Raw genomic sequence first — 22,685 nt, 5'->3', positions numbered from 1 at the left:
CCTGTCGTCCCCAATCTCCGGATACCGTCCATGAGTTGACGTCACGAGCCCATCACGATCAGCGAGTTGGGCCCGATATCGGTATTGCGGCACCCGGATGCCGGGCGTAGGACTGTGCGCACACGACCAAGTAATGAATGACCGGCACCGTCGGAGGTCCGACGGTGCCGGTCGGTGCAAGCGCACAGGAGAGACGGGGCACGGATGCGCACAACGCTTCGGATTCGCAGAGCCGCCATGGTTTTCACAGCCATCGGCGCACTGGCCCTCACCGGCTGCGGCGACGACGGTGACGGCGGAAAGGGCAAGACCGACGGAGGCGCCTCCGAAGGAAGCAAGGACAAGGCGTCCAGCGTCGTACTGCCGAAACTGAACGGCGAGAAGATCTCCGTCGCGGCGGTCTGGACCGGCCCGGAACAGGCCAACTTCGTCAAGGTCCTGAAGGAGTTCGAGAAGCGCACGGGGGCGACGGTCACCTTCGTCCCGGCGCAGGACCCGATCGTCAACTTCCTCGGTACGAAGATCGCGGGCGGCCAGCCGCCGGACGTCGCGATGATCCCGCAGGTCGGCGCGATCCAGCAGGCCGTCGCGAAGAAGTGGGCGAAGCCGGCCGGCGCCGAGGCGAAGGCCCAGCTGACCAAGAACTACTCCAAGGTCTGGCAGGACCTGGGCGCGGTGGACGGCACCCAGTACGGCGTGTACTTCAAGGCCGCCAACAAGTCCCTGATCTGGTACAACGCCAAGGCGTTCGAGAACGCGGGCGCGTCGGAGCCGAAGACCTGGAAGGACTTCCTGGCGACGGCGGAGACGGTGTCCGCCTCGGGCGTCACCCCGGTCTCGGTCGCCGGCGCGGACGGCTGGACGCTCACCGACTGGTTCGAGAACATCTACCTCTCCCAGGCGGGTCCCGAGAAGTACGACCAGCTGGCCCAGCACAAGATCAAGTGGACGGACGGGTCCGTCAAGGACGCGCTGACCACGCTCGCGCAGCTCTTCGGGAAGCCCGCCCTGATCGCGGGCGGCGCCGACGGCGCGCTCCAGACGGAGTTCCCGGCCTCGGTCACCCAGACCTTCAGCGGCGGTGACCAGCCCAAGGGCGCGATGGTCTTCGAGGGTGACTTCGTCGGCGTCAACATCGCGCAGACCAAGGCCAAGATCGGTACGGACGCCAAGGTGTTCCCGTTCCCCGCGGTCGGCCCCGAGTCGCCCGTGGTGACCGGCGGGGACGCGGCGGTGGCCCTGAAGGACAGCAAGGGCGCCCAGGCCCTGCTGACCTGGCTGGCCTCCACCGACGCCGCGCGGATCTGGGCCGAGCAGGGCGGGTTCATCTCGCCCAACAAGGCCCTGGACGCCGCCGCGTACCCGAACGAGGTGCAGCGCACGATGGCGAAGGCGCTGATCTCCGCCGGGGACGCCGTCCGGTTCGACATGTCCGACCAGGCGCCGCAGTCGTTCGGCGGGACGCCCGGCAAGGGTGAGTGGAAGACCCTCCAGGACTTCCTGAAGAGCCCGAAGGACATCGCGGGGACCCAGGCCAAACTGGAGTCCGACGCGGCCAAGGCGTACAAGAGCTGACGGGATGACGACAGCCGCAGCGGGGGGCGCCGACGAGGCGCCCCCCGCCGACACCCAAGCCCGCGGCGGGACCTCGGTACCCGCCCCCAGAAAGCCCGGCTCCGGGCAGCCGCCCGCCCGCAAGGTGCCCAGCCGCAAGAGCGTCACCGGCACCCGCAGGGTCATCGCGGCGCTCTTCCTGCTGCCCGCGCTGGTGCTGCTCGGCGCGCTCGTCGTGTATCCGATCGTGTACTCCGTCTACCGGTCGTTCTTCGACCAGGCGGGGACCGGTTTCGCCGGACTCGACAACTACAAGGCGCTGTTCTCCGACGACACCATCCGTACCGCGATCAAGAACAACGCGATCTGGGTCGTCCTCGCGCCGACCGTCTCCACCGTCCTCGGCCTGATCTTCGCCGTGCTGACCGAACGGATCCGCTGGGGCACGGCGTTCAAACTGATCGTCTTCATGCCGATGGCGATCTCGATGCTCGCCGCGGGCATCATCTTCCGGCTGGTCTACGACCAGGCGCCGGAGCGCGGGGTCGCCAACGCCGTCTGGGTGGGCGTGCACGACACGTTCTCCGAATCGGCGGGCTTCCCCAAGGCGCATCCGCTGCCCGTCCACCCGCTGAAGGCAGCCGGCGGCGGGTCCTTCGTGACCAAGGTGCCGGTCCGGGCCGGGGAGCCGGTCCAACTGCCCCTGGTCGGGGTGCTGCCGGCGAAGATGCCCTCCGACGCGAAGCCCGCACGGGCCCCCGCGACGGCGAACGACGGGAAGATCACCGGCACCGCCTGGCTGGACTTCACCCAGGGCGGCGGCGGCAAGCCCAACGTCATCGACCCCAAGGAGCTCGGCCTCAAGGGCATCAAGGTCGAGGCCGTCAAGGACGGCAAGGTGGTCGCCTCTGCCACCGCGGGCGCCGACGGCACGTTCACCCTGCCCGCCGCGGCGGACGGGGCCGAACTCCGGCTCCCGGAGTCCAACTTCAAGGAGCCGTACAACGGGGTCGACTGGCTCGGTCCGACCCTCGTGACCCCGGGCATCATCGGCAGCTACGTCTGGATGTGGGCGGGCTTCGCCATGGTGCTGATCGCGGCCGGCCTGGCGGGCCTGCCGCGCGAACTCCTCGAAGCGGCCCGGGTCGACGGGGCCAACGAGTGGCAGGTGTTCCGCCGGATCACGGTGCCGATGCTCGCCCCGGTCCTCGCGGTGGTGCTGGTGACGCTGATGATCAACGTCCTGAAGGTCTTCGACCTGGTCTTCATCATCGCGCCGGGCTCCTCGCAGGACGACGCGAACGTACTGGCGCTCCAGCTCTACCGGTCCTCGTTCGGCACGGACGCGGACCTGGGGATCGGCAGCGCCATCGCCGTACTCCTGCTGTTGCTGGTGGTTCCGGTGATGCTCTTCAACATCAGGCGAATCAGGAAGGAGGGGCGCCGATGACGACACCCTCGACCACGGCCCCGCCCGCCGGGGCGGACGACGCCCCGGACACCGGCGTACCGAAGGCCCGGCGCTCGCTCGGCGCCCGGATCGCGGCACGGGCCGGCGGCGGCGTGATGCGGGTCGTCCTGGTCCTGGTGGCGCTGTTCTGGCTGATGCCCACCATCGGGCTGCTGCTGTCCTCGCTGCGCAGCCCGGACAGGATCGCGGCGACCGGCTGGTGGAAGGTCTTCACCGTCCCGTCCCAGCTGACCTTCGACAACTACTCCCGGCTGCTGGACAATTCGACGATCACCGATTCGCTGTTCAGCACCATCATGATCACCGTTCCGTCGACCGTCCTGGTCGTGGTGATCGGCTCACTCGCCGGATACGCCTTCGCCTGGATGGAGTTCCCCGGCCGCGACTGGTGGTTCCTGGTGGTGGTGGGGCTCCTGGTGGTCCCGGTGCAGGTCGCGCTGATCCCGGTCTCCAAGCTGTTCGGCGCGGTCGGCATCTTCGAGACGACCTTCGGCGTGATCATCTTCCACACCGCGTTCGGCCTGCCCTTCGCGATCTTCCTGTTGCGCAACTTCTTCGCGGAGATCCCGCGGGAGCTGCTGGAGGCGGCCCGGCTCGACGGGGCGGGTGAGATCCGGCTCTTCACCCGGGTCGTGATGCCGCTCGGCGGTCCCGCCATCGCCTCGCTCGGGATCTTCCAGTTCCTCTGGGTGTGGAACGACATGCTGGTCGCACTGATCTTCGCGGACTCCGGTTCGCCGCCGATCACGGTCGCACTCCAGCAGCAGGTACGGCAGTTCGGCAACAACATCGACGTCCTGGCGCCCGGCGCCTTCGTGTCGATGGTGATCCCGCTCGCGGTGTTCTTCGCCTTCCAGCGCCAGTTCGTCTCCGGCGTCATGGCGGGCGCGGTCAAGTAGCCGCCGGGGCGCGATCCACGCCCCCGGGGTCATGCGCGTCAACACGGGGCAGTCCGGTCAGCGACCATGGACTGCCCCGTCCGCGTGCCCGGGAGCCACCGTCCCGCGCACCCCCGGATGTCCAAGGTTCGCTTAAGGGCGTGGGTAGTATGATAAGTGGGGCCTTCATCAGCCGCGCGGTCGACCACATCGACGGCAGAGTGTTGTGTCTGCCGGTTCCGGCCGGGATATCCGCGTCCGTATCCATCGATCGGATGGCACGGCCGGCCGGCCGCCCCCACCGGGGCCCGACCTGCCCGCCTCCCCGACCGTCGCACCGTTGTCAGCCCCCTGCCCGTTCTGCTGAGCGCTCCGCAGTAATCTGTGTGCGCCCCAGTACGCACAGTCCGAGAAAGAGTCTGTATGCCCCGGCTGAGTGTCATCATCCCCGTCCGCCGCGCCCGGGGAAGTCTGCGCGAGTGCCTGGAGTCGGTGCTCTCGCAGTCGTTCACGGACATCGAGGTCATCGGTGTGGATGACGGTGCTCCGGACGGTTCCGGACTGGTGCTGGACGAGTTCGCCGCCCGCGACAGCCGGGTCCAGGCGATCCACCTGCCCGAGGGCTCCGGAGCCCACGGCCGGCGCAACGCCGGGGCCGAGCGGGCCACCGGGGACTACCTCCTCTTCCTCGAGGGCCACTACGTCTACCTGCCGGGCGCGCTGCAGGAGATCGCGGACCGGCTGGACTCCACCGACGATCCCGATGTGCTGGTCTTCGGCCACCGCAAGCGCCCGTTCCGCGGCAAGACCCGGATGACCCGGTCGCTGGAGCTGCTGAGCGCCATGCCAGCGGGCCCGCACACCCTCGCCGCCCGCTCCGGCCTCCTCGACATCGCGCCGGTGTCCTGGAACCGGGCGGTGCGCCGCACCCTCGCCGAGAGCGAGAGCCTGTCCTTCGGCCCCGGCCAGCACGGTGAGCGCATGTACGCGCTGAAGACGCTCGCCGTCGCCGGTTCGGTCGCCACGCTGGGCACCGCCTGTGTCGAGCACCGCCAGCAGCGCTACCTGCCCGGTCTCGCGGACGAGGCGGAGCCGACGACCGGCACGACGCCGCTGGAGCTGGTCGACGCCTACGGCGACCTGATGACCTTCGTCGAGGCGCGCCCCGCCCTGAACCCCGTGCGCGCGCTGCTCTTCGACCGCGCCGTCCAGGAGCTCCTGTCCGCGTACCCCGCGGTGACGAAGCGCCGCAGGCAGTACGTCACCGCCGTCGCCTCGTTCCACAGCGGCCACCGCCCCGACGGCTTCACGTTCCCCGGCGGCGCCAAGGGGCTCCGGCCGCAGCTGATGGGCGGCGGGAAGTACGCCGCGCTCGGCGCTCTCGACACCGCGCTCGCCACCCGGCGGGGCCTGCGCACGGCCCCCAGCACGGCGCGCGCCAAGGCGAAGAAGTCGTTCACCGCGCGCTACTACAAGGCGCAGCGCAAGCTTCCGCTGGACCCGAAGCTCGCCGTCTACGCCGCCTACTGGAACCGCGGCGTGAGCTGCAACCCCGAGGCGATCTACCGCAAGGCCCAGGAGCTGGCCCCCGATGTGCACGGGGTCTGGGTGGTGTCCAAGAACCAGGTGGACTCGCTGCCGAAGGGCATCGACTACGTGGTGCCCGGCACCCGCCGCTACTGGTCGGTGCTGGCCCGCGCCACGTACTTCTTCAACAACGTCAACTTCGCCGACCACCTGGTCAAGCGCCCCGGCCAGATCCATGTGATGACGCACCACGGCACCCCGCTGAAGATCATGGGCATGGACCAGCAGAACTATCCGGCGGCCGCCCAGGGGCTCAACTTCGACCGGCTGCTGAAGCGGGTCGACCGGTGGGACTGGAGCGTCTCCGCCAACCCGCACTCGACCGAGGTGTGGTCCCGCGCCTACCCGAGCGCCGCGCGCTCGCTGGAGACGGGATATCCCCGCAACGACGTCTTCGCGACGGCTACGCGGGAGCAGATCGACAAGATCCGCGAGGGGCTCGGCATCCGCCCCGGACAGCGCGCCCTGCTGTACGCGCCCACCCACCGCGACTACGAGGCCGGCTTCACCAGCCGCCTCGACCTGGCCCGGTTCTGCGAGACCGTGGGCCCGGACACCGTGGTCATGGTGCGCGCGCACTACTTCTACGGCGGCGCCGGACTGCCCGAGAACCCGTCGATCATCGACGTCAGCGACCACCCGCGGATCGAGGACCTCTGCCTGGCCGCCGACGCGCTGATCACGGACTACTCCTCCGTGATGTTCGACTACGCCCATCTGAACCGCCCGATCGTGGTGCACGCCCCGGACTGGGAGACGTACCGCACCGTCCGCGGTGTGGTCTTCGACCTGCTCTCCGGCAAGCCCGGCGAGACCCCGGGTGCCGTCGCGACGACCACGGACGAGCTGGCCCTGGCGTTCACCGACGGCAGCTGGGACAGTCCCGCGAACGAGGCGCTGCTGAAGGCGTTCCGCGAGCGGTTCTGCCCGTACGACGACGGCCGCGCCGCGGAGCGCGTGGTGCGCCGGGTCCTGCTGGGCGAGGAGCCCCAGGCCTCCGGGACCGTCTGATCCGCCTGTTCGCGCCGAGGGGCCCGTCACCGGAACGTTCCGGTGACGGGCCCCTCGGCGTGACGGCCCGCGCGCGGGCTCAGCGTTGCTGGCCCGCCATGACCGTGGCCAGGCCGACGACCACGAGCAGCGAGCCGCCCCAGGTCCACATCGAGGTCCGCTCGTGCAGCACCGTCGCCCCGGCCAGCACGATCAGCAGATAGCCGAGCGCGTTGAACGGGTACGCGATGGAGAGCGGCACCTTGGCCAGGGTGGACATCCAGGCGAGGGCGGAGACCGCGAAGATCACCAGCCCGACCACCACCCAGGGGCTGGTGGCGGCCCGCAGGGCGACGGAGCCACCGTGCTCCCCGGCGGCGGCCGCGGCGCCCTTCATCCCGTGCTTGAGCATGATCTGGCCGCCCGCGGACGAGAACACGGCGAACAGCAGCAGCATCAGACTGGGGAGGGACAAGACCTTGCTCCTGAGGGCGGCGGCCGGGTTCTCGGACGCGTGGGCGGCGGTGGGCGGGGGAACGGTCGCCTCAGACGCCGACCCGGTCGGCGGGGACGTACTGTCGGTTGAGGATGTCCTGTACATCGACGTGCTCTCCAGCGATGATCGTCTCGGCCGCATGCGGGGTGAGCAGTGCGACGTGCTGATAGCCGAACAGCGTCGGCCGGATCCGGGTCAGCAGCCTCGACAGCCCGCCGAGTACCGCGGCGAGCGGGCCCCGGCCGAGCAGCGACCAGAACGGCGCCCCCGTCGAGGCGATGTCCAGGACGTCGTACCCCGCGTCGCGCACCGTGCGGCGCAGACTGGCCCGGGTGAAGAAGCGCAGATGCGTCTCGTCGAGGATGCCGCGGCGGTCGTAGTCGAATGCTCCGATCGCGACCCGCATCCGTGAGTACCAGTGGCTGAAGTTCGGCACGGACAGCAGCACCCGGCCGCCCGGCCGCAGCACGGTGGCGACCTCGGTGAGCACCCGCTCGGGGCGGGAGAGGTGCTCGATGACGTCCCCGGCGACGACGTAGTCGAAGTCGACGCCGACCTCGGGCGGCAGGCCCTCCTCCAGGTTGGCGAGGTGGAAGTACGTGCACTTCTCGCGCACCCCGGGCACCTCGACGAAGTCCACACCGGTCACCTCGTGGCCGAGTGCCTCCAGCCGCTCCGCGAACAGACCGCCGGAGCAGCCGAGGTCCAGGACCCGGCCGGGCGGCAGCTTCCGCATCTTCTCCAGGATGACCGCGTGCGAGGAGCCGTCGCCCTCCTTGAAGGCGTACTCGACGGGCTTCGGGATCCAGGCGCAGGTGCCGAACCCCTTGACCGCCAGGCGGTATTCGAGGACGTCCTTGACGACGTCCTTCGCGTACTTCATGCCGTTGACGTAGCAGATCTCGTCACCGTAGTACGTGGGCACGGGGATCTCCTTGATCCGCATTCCCGCGTCGAGCAGCTGGACGATGATCTGGGTGTCGAAGTCGAAGGCGTCGGTGTTCCGGTCGATCGGCAGCCTCTTCAGCGCCTCGACGCTGTAGGCGCGGTACCCGGAGTGGAACTCGGTCAGCCGCGAACCGAGGAGGCTGTTCTCCAGCCGGGTGAGAATGCGGTTGCCGAGCCATTTGTACATCGGCATACCGCCCTTGAGGGCGTTGCCGGATTTCATCATCCGCGATCCGAACACCGCTTCGCATTCGCCGCGTTCGATCGGGGCGACCATGTCCGGAAGGAGTTCCGGGGCGTACTGTCCGTCGCCGTGCAGCAGCACGACGATATCCAGGCCGTGTGCGGCGGCCAGCGCGTATCCGGCCTTCTGGTTTCCGCCGTATCCGAGGTTCTTGGTGTGCCGCATCACCACGGTCCGCGGCATTCCCTCCGCCTGGGACCATCGGCAGCCGGCGGTGAAGGTCGCGTCATGACTCGCGTCGTCGAGAATGAGGATCTCGTCGATCCGGGACCGGAAGTCCTCCGGAATCCGGTCGAGGGTCTTCTCGAGCGTTGTCTCCGCGTTGTACGCGACCACCAGGATGCCGATCCTGGGACTCGGGCTTTCCTTCACGGGGCGTTCTCCAGTTGCGCTCGGTGCTGGGGTCGGGAACGGGTCGGTGGGGGGATGCGGCTCCGGTGCGCGCGGTCAGTTGACGGCGGAACCGGAGGGCTGCGAGGTGCGGGGGGAGGTGAGCGGCGTGCGCTCCGCGGGGGCCTTCCGGGGGGTGCCGGGCTCGGTCGCGAGGATCCGGCGGATGCCGGTGACGAGGCCGGCCGCCAGGACGATCCAGCCGGCGGCGCCCAGTTCCAGGACCGGCTCGCTCCAGCGCACGGCGGAGGGCCCGCCGTAGCCGAGGACGGCCGTCAGTCCGGCCACGCAGCTGTAGGCGAGCCCTTCCCAGAACCCGAGAACGAACGTTCCGGCGGCCGCCCAGGTCAGGTACTGCAGACCGGAGGCGGTGGACAGGAGCAGCAGCAGGCCCAGCGTGGCGGCGACGACCCCGGGCAGCTGCGCGGGCCGCAGCCAGGCCAGCCAGACCCCGGCGGCCGCGCAGACGAGCACGAAGAGGAAGTGCCCGCCGCCCTGCATGAAGGTGATGACGGATTCCGGCAGCCCGAGGACGTCGGCGAACCGGACGAGCCCCCAGAGACGGTAGGTGCCGCCCCCGTACTCCAGGACGTTCTCCCTGAGGTGCTGCGGCACGGTCACCAGGACCGGCCCCCACACCAGGGCGAACAGGGCGCCGAACCCGGCGGCGAAGCGGACCGCCGCCGGCCGGCCGCCGCGCAGCGCGGCGACGAACAGCGCCGGGATCACCACGACCGGAATGAACTTGACGCTGATCGAGAGCGCCGCGGCCACCCCCGCGGCCAGCGGCGACTTCCGGTCGGCCAGCAGATGGGCGGCGGCCAGGGCGAACGCGATGGCGACGGCGTCGGTGTTGCCGTGGTAGCCGGAGGTGGCGATGAGTACCGGGCTGACGGCGACTCCGATGCCGCACAGGACCGCCGTGCCCTGGGCGGCACGCCGCCGGACGATCTCGAACACGAGAACCGCGCAGCAGAAGTCGGCGATCGACGCGGGTGACCGGATGAGCGTGGCGAACGACATTCCGAGTTCGGAGAGACCGTTCAGGCCGAGCAGCATCCAGCCGGCGAGCGGCGGGTGGTTGTAGACGGGCAGGCCGGGCAGCGGGTGTTCGTAGATCCGGACGGGGCCGTACACGGTGACCGCCTTGGCGAATCCCGCGAAGATGCGTACGTCGGTCGGGCCCGGCGTATTCGCCGCGATGACCATGCGAGTCACGAGGCCCACGGCCGCGGCAACGAGCACAACGGCTCTTGCGCGTCGCACGTCCCAGGATTCGCACCGCGTCCGGATACCCATGAAAACAGAACGTAGCAACCCGGCGACGCTATGCGACGCACCGATCAACACACTTATGGGGCGTTCGGCTCGGATGCGCTGCGGGTCTGGACAAACACCCGGAATGCCGAATCACTCGAACGGTTCACCCAGTTCGCACAATCCGTACGTCAATTTCCGTTCACCGCGGTGCCGTGCGGCGGTTCACCACACGCCGGTGCCCGGCCGGTACGGGTACCGGCCGGGCACGTGTGCCCCTGCGGGGGCGGGGTTTCGCGTGGGACGAGGACTACAGCATCCGGTCGACCACCCGGGCGGTCGCCCGGCCGTCGTCCAGGTCGCAGAAGTCCCGCCGAAATGCCTCGTACGCTTCCGCGTGTCCCGCGATGGCCCGGACAGGGTCGCGCAGGGCGTCGATCAGGTCGTCGGAGCCCGGGATCAGTGGACCGGGAGCACGCGCCTCGAAGTCGAAGCTGAATCCGCGCAGCGTGTCGCGGTAGTGCTCCAGGTCGTAGGTGTGGAAGAGCATCGGACGGCCGGTCTGGGCGAAGTCGAACATCAGCGAGGAGTAGTCGGTGACCAGCGCGTCGCTGATCAGCATCAGATCGCCGACGTCCGGGTAGCGCGAGACGTCGCGGACGAATCCGGTGCCGCTGTCCGGGAGCCGGTCGGTGACCATGTAGTGACGGCGCACCAGCAGGACGGTGTCCGCGCCCAGTTCGCGTTCGGCCGCGGCCAGGTCGAGCTGGAGGCCCAGCGAGTAGCGCCCGCCGCCCAGCTGCTGGTCCTCGCGCCAGGTCGGCGCGTACAGCACGACCCGCTTGCCCTCCGGGATCCCGAGCCTCTCCCGTACCGCCTCGGCGACCTTCCTCCGGTCGGGGGCGTGGAAGAGGTCGTTGCGGGGATAACCGCACTCCAGGACCTCGCCCTCAAAACCGAAGGAACGGCGCAGGACGGGGGTGGAGAAGGTGTTCGGGGAGACCAGGAAGCTCCACTGCGCGGCGCGCTGCTTGAGCGTGTTGATGTAGGCGGCGTTCGCCTGGATCGTGCCCGCGAGCTCCAGGCCGATGCGCTTGAGCGGGGTGCCGTGCCAGGTCTGGACGACCGTCTGGTCCTCGCGCCGCACGAACCACTCGGGCAGCTGGGTGTTGGTGACGATGTGCCGGCTGCGGGCCAGCGCCTCGTGCCAGGCGGCCGAGCCGTGCTCCACGGCGGTGGCGCCCGCGGGGACGATCGCCTGCTGGTCGCGCACCACCCACAGGTGCTCCAGCTCGACTCCCCTGAGCACCAGTTCCTCGTAGACCGCACGCGGCGAGTCGGAGACCTGGCGGCCGTCGAAGCTGCTGTACAGCGCGGCCTCGCGCAGCGGCGCGGTGCGCTGGGCGGCGTAGGAGTCGCTCAGCAGCTTCTTGGCGCGCAGGCCGCGCTCCGCGGCGGAGAGCACCGGGGCGGAGACGACCAGGAGCTGGTCGCCGAAGCGCCGCTCGATGGTGTAGTCGCGGCCGGAGAGCGTGCGGGTGGCGGGCAGGGTGCGGAAGGCCGCGGCCGGGATGCGCAGCGCGATGTCGCCGCTCTCGTCGCCCGCGCCCTTCTCGCGGAGGAAGAAGTACCAGTTGCCCTCACCCAGCGGGAGCGGGCCGCCGGGCCCCTCGACGGCGTCGGGCCGCAGTTCGGCCCGGAAGCGCCGTGCGTCGTCGTCGCCGGAGAACGTGACCGGGAACGTCGCCTCCTCGCGGTGGGCGCTGTTCTGGACCACCAGCTCGACGGGGTGCTCCGAGTCCTCGGGGAACGTGCCCTCCAGGAACAGCAGCCCGTCGTCGGTCCAGCTCGCCAGCTCGACGGAGGGCTGCACGGTGCGGTCGCTGATCAGCAGGTTGCCGCGGGAGCTCGTGACGAAGGCGAGCTCGCGGCGTACGCCGTCCGCGCCGTCGCCGAGCAGGTAGCGGCCGGGCAGTACGGGGCCGGGCACGTCGATCGGCGTCTTCTGGTCCTTGGGTCCGACCAAGTGGACGCTGTAGCCGAGGCTCTTCGGTGTGTCGTCCGCCGTGGGGCGGGCCTCGGCGAGGGCCGCGAGCGGGAGCTCCGCGGTGAAGCGGCGCCAGCCGGCGGCGGAGGACTCGGTGCCCTCGCCCACCGTGACGGGGACGTCGTACGCGGCGCCGGTGGCCTTGTGCGTGAGGCCGAGCCGCAGCTCGCCGCCGGCGAGGCGGTCGCGGACCATGCCGGACACCACGACGGTGCCGGCCGTGTCGCCCGCGCGGTGGGTCTCGAACCGGGCGTCGATCCGCTCCGCGTGCAGCACCAGCTTGTCGCCGTCGAAGGCCGGGACGATCCGGTGGTCGCCGTCGGGCCGGTACACGGGCGGTGCGACGGAGGCCTCGCGGACGGAGGGGAAGGAGCGGCGCAGCAGGCCGTTCCTGGCGATGCCGACCTCCAGGCGCCAGGTGAGCTGCTTGGGGCTGCCGTCGGCGGCGATGCGGAGCTTGGCCGGGTCGATGACGGCCTCGAAGCCCGCCCGGTCGTAGTCGTGCAGGCTCTGGCGGGAGCGCGTGGTGGCCTCCGGCTCGTCGGTCCTGCGCAGCCGCAGCGGCACCACGTTGCGCCGGCCGGCCCGCAGCCAGCCGATCCGGAACTCGCTGGGGCCCGAGGCGACGGGCAGGTTGCGGATGTAGGCGTACCCCTTGAGGTGCAGCTTGCCGTCGCGCCACTGCGCGTCCCGCAGCCGGGCGGCCAGCGGGAGGTCGCGGTCGGCGACGCGCAGCACCTGGGCCGGCACGGGCTGCTTCAGCACCGGGTACTCGGCCTGCCGACGGCGCACGCCGCGTACGGCGAAGGCCCCGGGCTCGCGCTTGTCGTAGGCGAGCAGCGCCAGCAGGTCCTCCATGCGGTGCTCGCGCACCAGGTACCACATCAGGCGCAGTCGCAGCGGGAGCCCGTCCAGGACCGTCGGGTCGACCTGGTCGATGAAGGCGTTGCAGTGCGTGAGGAAGGCCTCGCGGTACTCCGCGTCACCGTCGGGCAGGACCTCCATGAAGTACCAGAGGTCGTTGGCGAGGGCGTGGGCCTCGTAGTGGTTCTTGTCGGCGGCCGGGCGGTTCTCCGCCAGGAAGGTGGAGACGCCCTGCACGTGCGCGACCCGGTCGCGGACGCCGCGGACGACGGCCCGGCTGGTGGTGATCGAGCCGGGGCGGTCCCGCCAGTGATAGACGGGGTCCTTCACGATGTCGACCGAGCCGGCCAGGAAGTGGGCCGGCAGCACGACGGGAATGTCCTCGTAGAGCGCGCCGACGGGGAAGGCGAACTCGTGCTTGTCCCAGAAGGAGCGGCGGAAGACCTTGTTGCAGGCGATCCGGTCGCCGAGGAGGTCCAGGTCGCGGGAGACGTGGGTGCGCAGCCGGGTCGTGGCCATCGGCTTGCGGAACATCGGCGACTGCTGGAGCTTGCCGCCGGCGCGCAGCCGCAGCACGTTGCCGGACGCGAGGTCCGAGCCGGTCTCCTCCAGCGCCCCGACGAGCAGCTCGTACGCGTTCGGCGGGATGATGTCGTCACTGTCGACGAAGGCCAGGTAACGGCTCTCCGGGTCGCAGTTGCGGACACCGGTGTTGCGGGCGTGCCCCAGTCCGCCGTTCTTCTGGCTCACCAGCCGGAAGCGGTCGTCCCGCGCGGCGAACTCGGCGGCCAGAGCGGCACTGCCGTCGGTGGACCCGTCGTCGACCATCACCACCTCGAGGTCGGTCATGGTCTGCTCCGCGAGGGACTTCAGGCAGTCCGTCAGGAAGAGTTCCACGTTATAGACGGGGACAACGACACTGAGCCGTGGCGGCATGTTGAGCACGTCCGTTCATCGGGGGCCTGGCTGTCCGTATGGCTCAACCGTGTGAACGGTCGGGGGTCACCGGTTACGGTCCCGAACGAGTGACTACGCCTGCACCGTGCTCGCCCCGTGGGCAAAGCCGTTCCGGTCCAGGGGTTCGTCCTCGGCGGTGACGGCAGTGCCCGGGGCTTCGCCCGGACGGCCCGGGAACACGGTGTGGCGCATGCTCCGGGAGGCCCGGTGGGCGGCCCGTCCACCAGACTATCCGATGGACCGGCGGCTCCTAAAAGCACACTCACACCCCGGCCCGAAGCGCAACCGGGGGCGGACACACGCGGGACCACCCGGTCTGCCACAGGAGAAGACGCAGAGCACGCGGGGCCGGTTCCTCATCCCGGTCAGCGGGTGAGCGCGGCCACGGCAGAGGCCGCCAGGTCGTCCAGGTACCCGGCGGGCAGCTCGCCCCTGACCACCGCGAGGCGCCAGTACAGCGGGCCGACGATCAGGTCGAGGGCGCGGTCGGGGTCGCTGCCCTCCGGCAGTTCCCCGCGCGCCACGGCGTCCCGTACGACGACGGCGGCGATGCCCAGCTGCGGGTCGAGCAGGGCGGCCTTGATGGTGGCGGAGATCTCCGGGTTGCGGGCCGCCTCGACGAGCAGGTCAGGGATGACCTGGGAGGCCAGCGGGTGGCGCAGGGCGTAGGCGGCCAGTTCGAGCACGGCGCGGACGTCCCCGTACAGCGAACCGGTGGCCGGGGCGGGCATGCCCTGCACCGCGACGGCGGAGACCAGGTCGAGGACCAGGTGCAGTTTGGACTTCCAGCGGCGGTAGACCGCGGTCTTGCCGACGCCCGCGCGCCGGGCGATTCCCTCGATGGACATCCGGGCGAAGCCGACCGCGGCCAGTTCCTCGAAGACCGCGCTGCGGATCGCATCGGTCACGTCCTCGCGCAGCACGGCGGCTCCGGCGGGGACACGGCGGCGGCTTCCCGGGTCGGTGGTCATGGCCCGAATCATAGTCCGCGACGACGAAACGGTTGCGTTGCGACGTCGAAGCGTCCTACCCTCGGCGTTGCGACGATACGGTTCCGTCCCGTCGCTCATGTGTGTTCCTGCCCCCCGACGAAAGCGATCGTGGTGAGCCAGACAACAGCCCCGGCGGCCCCGGTGGACACGCCGCCGCCCCTGCTCCCGCCCCCGTACGCACCGGGAGAACTCGCCGCCCTCGCCGCCCGGCACGGGCTGACCGTGAGCGGGGCGAGGCCGTCCCTCCCCGCGTACGTCCGGGAGCTGTGGGGACGGCGGCACTTCATCACGGCGTTCGCCACCGCCAAGCTCACCGCCCAGTACAGCCAGGCGAAACTCGGCCAGATCTGGCAGATCATGACCCCGCTGCTCAACGCGACGGTCTACTACTTCATCTTCGGCGTCCTGATGAAGACGAAGCACGGCGTCCCGGACTACGTCCCGTTCCTGGTCACCGGCGTCTTCATCTGGACCTTCACCAGCAGCTCGATCACCGCGGGGACCCGCGCGATCAGCGGCAACATCGGGCTCGTCCGCGCCCTGCACTTCCCGCGCGCCTCGCTGCCGATCGCGCTGGCCCTGCAACAGCTCCAGCAGCTCCTCTTCTCACTGGGCGCCCTGGTGCTGATCCTGCTGGTGTTCGGCCAGTACCCGCAGCCCTCCTGGCTGCTGGCGGTGCCGGCCCTGGCGCTGCAGGCCGTGTTCAACACCGGCATCTCGATGGTCATGGCGCGCCTCGCCGCGCGGACCCCGGACATCGCGCAGCTGACGCCGTTCGTCCTGCGCACCTGGATGTACGCGTCGGGCGTCATGTGGAGCGTCGGCACGATGCTCCAGGGCGACCGGGTCCCGCACCTGGTGAAGCTGGCGCTGGAGGTCAATCCGGCCGCCGTCTTCATCAACCTGACGCGGTTCGCGCTCATCGACAGCTTCGACGGCAGACAGCTCCCCCCGCACGTGTGGGCCATCGCCGCGGGCTGGGCCCTGGTGTGCGGCGTCGGCGGGTTCATCTACTTCTGGCAGGCCGAGGAGAGTTACGGACGTGGCTGAGAGCACATCGCCCGGAGTACCGACGGTCGTCGTCGACGACGTCCACATCACGTACAAGGTCAACGGCGCCCGCACCGGCAAGGGCAGCGCCACCTCGGCCCTCAGCCGGCTCGCCTCGCGCCGCCAGTCCCCCGGGGTGCGCGAGGTGCACGCAGTGAAGGGGGTCAGCTTCGCCGCGTACAAGGGGGAGGCGATCGGCCTGATCGGCTCCAACGGCTCGGGGAAGTCGACGCTGCTGAAGGCCATCGCCGGTCTGCTGCCCGCCACGAAGGGCCGCGTCCACACCCAGGGCCAGCCCTCGCTGCTCGGGGTGAACGCGGCGCTGATGAGCGATCTGACCGGCGAGCGCAACGTCGTCCTCGGCGGACTCGCCATGGGCATGAGCCGCGACGAGATCCGCGAGCGCTACGCGGACATCGTCGACTTCTCCGGCATCAACGAGAAGGGCGACTTCATCACCCTGCCGATGCGCACGTACTCCTCCGGCATGGGCGCCCGGCTGCGCTTCTCGATCGCCGCGGCCAAGAACCACGACGTGCTGCTGATCGACGAGGCCCTGTCCACCGGCGACGCCAAGTTCCAGCGCCGCAGCAAGGACCGGATCATCGAACTGCGCCAGCAGGCCGGCACGGTCTTCCTGGTCAGCCACCACAACAAGTCGATCACCGAGACCTGTGACCGGGCGATCTGGCTGGAGTCGGGAACGCTGCGCATGGACGGCCCGGCGAAGGAAGTGGTCGCCGCCTACGAGAAGTTCACCGGCAAGAAATAACCGCCCCCGGGGCGGGGGCGGCATCTCGGGCGCGACTGACGATCGAGGGGTGGGGCGGCCACCGGGGACACCCGGCGGCCGCCCCACCCCTCACCCGCTACACGTGCGTACGCAGCAGGGTCCGCATCGTCCGCATCGCCACCGACAGATTCGCCAGGTCGAAGGCGTCCGACCCCTGGATCTCCTCCAGCGTGGAGCGCGACCGCGTCAGGATCGCCGCGTTCTTCTCCTCCCACGCCTCGAACCGCTCCTGCGGCGTGGACGCGCCGTTGCCCACGCTCAGCACGTCACCCGTGAGCGCCGCGTGCGCGGCGTACAGGTCCTCGCGGATGGAGGCACGGGCCATCGACTGCCAGCGGTCGGCCCGCGGCAGCTCGATGATCCGGTCCATCAGCTGGGTGATGGACAGCCGGTCGGCGAGGTCGTAGTACACCTCGGCGACGGCCAGCGGGTCCTTCCCCGTACGGTCCGCGATCGCCACGATGTCGAGCGCCGGGAAGGCGGACGAGAATCCGGCGACGCGTTGCGCCAGCTCGTCCGGGACACCCGCCTCCGTGAGCTCGTCCAGGATCGACTGGTACCACTCCTGATCGGCGCCCATCAGCATCTTGGGCAGCTCGGCCCAGACCTGCTCGACACCGGTACGGAAGAAGTCGATCGTCCCGGCGATCTCCAGCGGCTGCGGCCGGTTGCCGAGCAGCCAGCGCGAACCGCGCTCGACGAGGCGCCGCGAGTGCAGCCTGATCCGCGTCTGCACATCGGCGGACACCCGGTTGTCGAGCGCCTCCACGGCGTCCCACACCCTGCCGAGCCCGAAGATCTCGCGGGCCGCGACCTGCGCCCGCACGATCTCCTCGATCGAGGCGCCGGTCTCTTCCCTGAGCCGGTGCAGGAAGGTCGAACCGCCGCTGTTCACGGTGTCGTTGACCAGCACCGTGGTGATGATCTCGCGCCGCAGCGCGTGCGCGTCGACCGCCTCGGGGAACCGCTCGCGCAGTTGCCGCGGGAAGTAGGCGTGCAGCAGCTTCTGCAGGTACGCGTCGTCCGGCAGGCTGGTCCCGATGAGCTCCTGCGCCGCCGTGATCTTCGTGTAGGCCAGCAGCACCGCCAGCTCGGGCTGGCTGAGCCCCTTGCCGGCGCTCAGCAGCTCGCGGATCTGCCGGTCGGTGGGCAGGAACTCCAGCCCCCGGTCGAGATGGCCGTCGCGGCCCAGCCGGCGCATGAAGCGCTGGTGGGCGTGGAGCAGTGAGGGCGCCTGCGCGACGGCGTTGGCGAGCGCCGTGTTCTGCGCGTAGTTGTTGCGCAGCACCAGATGACCGATCTCCTCGGTCATCTCGGCCAGCAGCTTGTTGCGCTGCTTGACGGTCATGTCGCCGTCCCGCACCAGGCCGTTGAGCAGGATCTTGATGTTCACCTCGTGGTCGGAGGTGTCCACACCGGCGCTGTTGTCGATCGCGTCGGTGTTGATCCGGCCGCCGGTGCGGGCGAACTCGATCCGGCCGAGCTGGGTGGCGCCGAGGTTGCCGCCCTCGCCGACGACCCTGGCCCGCAGGTCCTCGCCGTTGACGCGGATCGCGTCGTTGGCCTTGTCGCCGACGTCCGCGTTCGACTCGGTGGAGGACTTGATGTACGTACCGATGCCGCCGTTCCACAGCAGATCGACGCGGGCCCTGAGGATCGCCTGCATCAGGTCGGCGGGCGTCATCTTGGTGACCCCCGACTCGATGCCGAGCGCCTCGCGGACGTGCGCGTTGACCGGGATCGACTTGGCGCTGCGCGGGTGGATGCCGCCGCCCGCGGAGATCAGTTCCTTCTTGTAGTCGGCCCAGGAGCTGCGCGGCAGGTCGAAGAGGCGGCGCCGCTCGGCGTACGCGATCGCGGCGTCCGGCTTCGGGTCGATGAAGATGTGCCGGTGGTCGAAGGCCGCGACGAGCCGGATGTGCTCGGAGAGCAGCATCCCGTTGCCGAACACGTCACCCGACATGTCACCGACACCGACGACGGTGAAGTCCTCGCTCTGGGTGTCGTGGCCGAGCTCCCGGAAGTGCCGCTTGACGGACTCCCAGGCGCCCCGGGCGGTGATGCCCATGCCCTTGTGGTCGTAGCCGGCGGAGCCGCCGGAGGCGAACGCGTCGCCCAGCCAGAAGCCGTAGTCGACGGCGACCTCGTTGGCGATGTCGGAGAACTTCGCGGTGCCCTTGTCGGCGGCGACGACGAGGTAGGTGTCGTCCTCGTCGTGCCGGACGACGTCCTTGGGGGGCACGACCTCGCCGGTCACCATGTTGTCGGTGATGTCGAGCAGCGCCGAGATGAAGGTGCGGTACGAGGCGATGCCCTCGGCCAGCCAGGCGTCGCGGTCGACGGCCGGGTCGGGGAGCTGCTTGGCGACGAAGCCGCCCTTGGCACCCACCGGCACGATGACGGTGTTCTTCACCATCTGCGCCTTGACCAGGCCGAGGATCTCGGTACGGAAGTCCTCGCGCCGGTCGGACCAGCGCAGACCGCCGCGGGCGACCTTGCCGAACCGCAGGTGGACGCCCTCGACCCGGGGCGAGTAGACCCAGATCTCGAACGCCGGGCGCGGGGCCGGGAGGTCCGGGATGGACTGCGGGTCGAACTTCATCGACACGTAGTTGTGCGGCAGACCGCTGTCCGTGCGCCGGCCCCCCTTGTCGCCCTCCTCGCTCGCGTTCTGGAAGAAGTTGGTGCGCAGGGTGGCCTTGATGACGGTGAGGAAGGACCGCAGGATCCGGTCCTCGTCGAGCGAGGCGACCTGGTCCAGGGCCCCGTCGAGCTCTTCGAGGAGCCCGTCGGTCAGCTCCGTGCCCGCGCTCTGGCGCTCCGGCGACATCCGGGCCTCGAAGAGCGAGACCAGCAGCCGGGTGGTGTGCACGTTGTTCTGGAGAGTGCTCTCCATGTAGTCCTGGCTGAACGTCGATCCGGCCTGGCGCAGGTACTTCGCGTAGGCGCGCAGCACCATCGCCTGCCGCCAGTTCAGACCGGCGCTCAGCACCAGCGCGTTGAAGCCGTCGTTCTCGGCCTCACCGGTCCACACGGCGGCGAAGGCCTCCTGGAACCGCTCGCGGGCGTCGTCGGCCAGGTAGCTGCCGTTGCCCGTGGCATGCGGCATCCGCAGCCCGAAGTCGTAGATCCAGGCGTGGGTACGGTCCGCGCAGCGCAGCTCGTACGGACGCTCGTCGACGACCTCGACGCCGAGGCGCTGGAGCGCCGGGAGAACGGCGGAGAGGGAGACCTGCTCACCGGTCCGGTAGATCTTGAAGCGGCGCTCGCCGGGGGCGGCGCCGACCGGCTCGTACAGGCTGAGGGCGAAGTCCCGCTCGTGCTCCTTGAGGGCTTCGAGGCGGACCAGGTCGGCCACGGCGGCACGCGCCGAGTGGTCGGCCTTGTAGCCCTCGGGGAACGAGTGCCCGTAGTTGCGCAGCAGCTCGGCGGCGCGCTCCTCGCCGCACTCGGCGTTCAGCGCTTCCTGGAATCCGTCGGCCCAGGAGCGGGCGGCCTCGACGAGCCGGGCCTCGATGCGGTCGGCCTCGGCGTCGGTGAGGGTGGGCAGCTCGCTGCCGGGGGCGACCCGCACGACGAAGTGCAGCCTGGACAGGATCGACTCGGTGTTCCAGGCCGTGAAGTCGACGCTGGTGCCGTTCAGCTCCTCCTTGAGGATGTCGATCAGCCGGAGGCGCACACCGGTGGTGTAGCGGTCGCGCGGCAGGTAGACGATCGCGGAGTAGTAGCGCCCGTACTCGTCCTGGCGCAGGTAGAGCCGGAGCCGGCGCCGCTCCTGGAGGTAGAGCACCGAGGTGACGACGGAGCGCAGCTGGTCGGGCGGCGTCTGGAACAGCTCGTCGCGCGGGTACGTCTCCAGGATCTGGAGCAGGTCGCGGCCGTCGTGGCTGTTGTACGTGAAGCCCGCGCCCTCCAGCACCTCGGCGACCTTGCGGCGGACGACCGGCACCCGGCGCACGGACTCGGTGTAGGCGGCGGACGAGAACAGTCCGAGGAAGCGGCGCTCACCGATGACGTTGCCCTCGGCGTCGAACTTCTTCACGCCGACGTAGTCGAGGTAGCTGGGGCGGTGCACGGTCGCCCGGCTGTTGGCCTTGGTGAGGATGAGGAGCTTGTGTTCGCGGGCCTTGGCGCGGGCGTCGGCGGGCAGCCGGTCGAAGGAGGGGCTGACCGGGTGGGCCTCGTTCTCGGTGTGGTGCGGGTCGGAGCGCAGGATGCCGAGGCCGGTGCCGGGAACGGCGGTCAGCGCGTCGGAGTCCCTGAGCTCGTACTCGCGGTAGCCGAGGAAGGTGAAGTGGTCGGCGGCGAGCCAGCGCAGCAGCTCCCTGGCCTCGTTCACCTCGTCGTCGGCGAGGTCGTCGAGCGGCTCGCCGGGCAGGTCGTCGGCGATGCGCAGCGCGGCGTCCCGCATCTTCTCCCAGTCCTCGACGGTCTCCCGTACGTCGGACAGGACGCGCAGCAGGTCGGCCTGGATCTGCTTGAGGTCGGCGCGGTCGGACTCGCGGTCGATCTCGACGTGGATCCAGGACTCGACGAGCGCGTCGTGCGGGAGCTCGGCCTTGGCGTCCTTCGCTCCCTTGGCGTTCTTGCGCCCGTTCTGCGCGCCGGTCGAGACGCCCGCGCCGTCGGTGAGGACCTCGATCAGCTTGCCGGCCACATCGCGTCGGACGATGACCTGCGGGTGGATCACGACGTGGATGCCGCGCCCCTGGCGGGACAGCTCGTTGGTGACGGAGTCGACCAGGAACGGCATGTCGTCGGTGACGACCTCGACGACGGTGTGGCTGCAGGTCCAGCCGTTCTCCTCGACGGTCGGGGTGTGCACCCGGACGTTCGCCGTGCCCTGCGGGCGGTTCTCCGCCAGCCGGTAGTGGGAGGAGGCGGCGCCGAAGACGTCGACGGGGTCGCGGCCGCCGATGTCCTCCGGAGCGGTGTGGAGGTAGTAGCGCTGGAGATAGGCGAGCAGCACGTCCTGGCCCGGACGCTCCTGCCCGGCCCCGTTGCCGTTGTCGGCCCCGGTGGCAGCGACGTGCACCCGGGGGGTACTCCCCGGGCCACCGACACCACCGCCCGGACTGTTGTCAGCTACCTTGGCGGCCCGTGCGAGCAGCTCGGCCTTGGCTTCGTCCAGCTTGGTCTGCATGTCCTCTGGCTCCTGTCGCGCGCCGTTGCGTGACGTAGGTGAAAAAGACGACGTACCGCCACGACACGGGGTTTCCGGTCTGAGTCGACGCTATGCCGCAATGAGAGACGCCCGGGACCTTATTGGCCTTTTTTGGCCGTCGGGCCGGGCTGAGGGGATCAGTCAGGGCCCGGGTGCTGTGGCACTCCGGGCGCAGGCCGGGGGCTTCGCTGCCCCCGAGGCGTATCGCGCTGATCACGGGGTCCAGGCTATCTCGCCCGCCCCGGTGACCGTCACGAGCCGTATGTGTACAAAGAAAGCCCCGAACTTTGACACTCTGGACAGCGCGTCGCGCCGTGCCGACGCACTCTGGTAACCGCAACAGGCCGACGAACCGTGGGGAGCCCCGCCATGGCACCGAAGATCCTGATCGTCACCGGCGACGCCGCCGAGTCCCTCGAAGTCCTCTATCCGTACCAGCGGCTGCGCGAGGAGGGTTACGACGTCCACATCGCCGCTCCCTCCCGCAAGACGCTCCGCTTCGTGGTCCACGACTTCGAGCCCGGCTTCGACACGTACACGGAGAAGCCCGGCTACACCTGGCCCGCCGACCTGGCCTTCGCCGAGGTCGACCCGGCCGACTACGTGGCCCTGGTCGTCCCGGGCGGCCGCGCCCCCGAGTACCTCCGCAACGACGCCGACCTGCGCAAGATCCTCACGGCGTTCTTCGACACGGACCGCCCGGTGGCCCAGATCTGCCACGGCCCGCTGATGACGGCCGCGGCCGGCGCGCTGAAGAACCGCCGCGTCACGGCCTATCCCGCGCTGGAGCCGGACATGGAGTCGGCCGGGGCCGCCTTCCAGGACACCGAGGTCGTGGTGGACGGCACCCTGGTCTCGTCCCGCGCCTGGCCCGACCACTCGGCCTGGATGCGCGAATTCCTGACCGTGCTCCGCACGAAGGCACCGGTCACCTGAGCACCGGGCAGTAGCGGGGCACGGCGGCGCGGGGCATGGTGGCGCGGCTGCGCTGGGCGCGGCTGCG

Annotated in this window: 13 protein-coding genes; 7 read left to right on the top strand and 6 right to left on the bottom strand. The window is 70.2% G+C overall.

Annotation, left to right across the window (positions count from 1 at the left end):
- Positions 1-204: 204 nt before the first annotated feature.
- The 4 genes from ACIQM0_RS32030 to ACIQM0_RS32015 all read left to right on the top strand — a co-directional run bounded on the left by ACIQM0_RS32030 (position 205) and on the right by ACIQM0_RS32015 (position 6,501).
- Positions 205-1,575 (top strand): ABC transporter substrate-binding protein, encoded by a 1,371-nt coding sequence (locus ACIQM0_RS32030; RefSeq protein ID WP_363030593.1) that lies wholly within the window; start codon positions 205-207, stop codon positions 1,573-1,575.
- A 4-nt stretch (positions 1,576-1,579) separates the two neighbouring features.
- Entirely contained in the window at positions 1,580-3,004 is a 1,425-nt protein-coding gene (locus tag ACIQM0_RS32025) for a carbohydrate ABC transporter permease (RefSeq protein ID WP_401293442.1), read from the top strand.
- Positions 3,001-3,924, top strand: coding sequence for a carbohydrate ABC transporter permease (locus tag ACIQM0_RS32020; protein WP_401293440.1), 924 nt, complete (start codon positions 3,001-3,003; stop codon positions 3,922-3,924). The genes ACIQM0_RS32025 and ACIQM0_RS32020 overlap by 4 nt, the downstream gene beginning before the upstream one ends.
- A gap of 402 nt (positions 3,925-4,326) precedes the next feature.
- Entirely contained in the window at positions 4,327-6,501 is a 2,175-nt protein-coding gene (locus ACIQM0_RS32015; RefSeq protein WP_401293438.1) for a CDP-glycerol glycerophosphotransferase family protein, read from the top strand.
- Between the two features lie 79 nt (positions 6,502-6,580).
- Here the strand turns inward: ACIQM0_RS32015 and ACIQM0_RS32010 are convergent, their stop codons facing one another.
- From ACIQM0_RS32010 to ACIQM0_RS31990, 5 genes are all read right to left on the bottom strand, one after another.
- Positions 6,581-6,955, bottom strand: a complete 375-nt coding sequence (locus tag ACIQM0_RS32010; protein WP_401293435.1) for a hypothetical protein — start codon at positions 6,953-6,955, stop codon at positions 6,581-6,583.
- 70 nt (positions 6,956-7,025) lie between these two features.
- Positions 7,026-8,540, bottom strand: coding sequence for a methyltransferase domain-containing protein (locus tag ACIQM0_RS32005; protein ID WP_401293434.1), 1,515 nt, complete (start codon positions 8,538-8,540; stop codon positions 7,026-7,028).
- A gap of 75 nt (positions 8,541-8,615) precedes the next feature.
- The gene (locus tag ACIQM0_RS32000; protein ID WP_401293600.1) at positions 8,616-9,767 is read right to left on the bottom strand and encodes a glycosyltransferase family 39 protein; all 1,152 of its coding nucleotides are present in this window, start codon (positions 9,765-9,767) and stop codon (positions 8,616-8,618) included.
- 358 nt (positions 9,768-10,125) lie between these two features.
- Positions 10,126-13,671 carry a CDP-glycerol glycerophosphotransferase family protein gene (locus tag ACIQM0_RS31995; protein ID WP_401293431.1) on the bottom strand — a complete coding sequence of 1,182 codons (3,546 nt, stop codon included), beginning with the start codon at positions 13,669-13,671 and terminating at the stop codon, positions 10,126-10,128.
- Positions 13,672-14,048: 377 nt separating this feature from the next.
- The gene (locus ACIQM0_RS31990; RefSeq protein ID WP_123471426.1) at positions 14,049-14,666 is read right to left on the bottom strand and encodes a TetR/AcrR family transcriptional regulator; all 618 of its coding nucleotides are present in this window, start codon (positions 14,664-14,666) and stop codon (positions 14,049-14,051) included.
- 117 nt (positions 14,667-14,783) lie between these two features.
- On the opposite strand from ACIQM0_RS31990, the gene ACIQM0_RS31985 reads away from it, so the two are divergent.
- Positions 14,784-15,725, top strand: a complete 942-nt coding sequence (locus ACIQM0_RS31985; protein ID WP_401293427.1) for an ABC transporter permease — start codon at positions 14,784-14,786, stop codon at positions 15,723-15,725.
- Complete coding sequence (locus ACIQM0_RS31980) at positions 15,718-16,497, top strand: ABC transporter ATP-binding protein (RefSeq protein ID WP_401293425.1); 780 nt, start codon at positions 15,718-15,720, stop codon at positions 16,495-16,497. The genes ACIQM0_RS31985 and ACIQM0_RS31980 overlap by 8 nt, the downstream gene beginning before the upstream one ends.
- A 97-nt stretch (positions 16,498-16,594) precedes the next feature.
- Here the strand turns inward: ACIQM0_RS31980 and ACIQM0_RS31975 are convergent, their stop codons facing one another.
- A complete protein-coding gene (locus ACIQM0_RS31975; protein ID WP_401293423.1) occupies positions 16,595-21,661 on the bottom strand; it encodes an NAD-glutamate dehydrogenase in 5,067 nt (1,688 codons plus the stop codon).
- 390 nt (positions 21,662-22,051) lie between these two features.
- On the opposite strand from ACIQM0_RS31975, the gene ACIQM0_RS31970 reads away from it, so the two are divergent.
- Complete coding sequence (locus tag ACIQM0_RS31970) at positions 22,052-22,618, top strand: DJ-1/PfpI family protein (protein WP_401293420.1); 567 nt, start codon at positions 22,052-22,054, stop codon at positions 22,616-22,618.
- Positions 22,619-22,685: the final 67 nt, after the last annotated feature.

This window comes from Streptomyces sp. NPDC091387, from assembly GCF_044756945.1.
In the GTDB taxonomy this organism is placed as follows: Bacteria; Actinomycetota; Actinomycetes; order Streptomycetales; family Streptomycetaceae; genus Streptomyces.
This window is presented reverse-complemented; position numbering and strand designations above follow the sequence as displayed.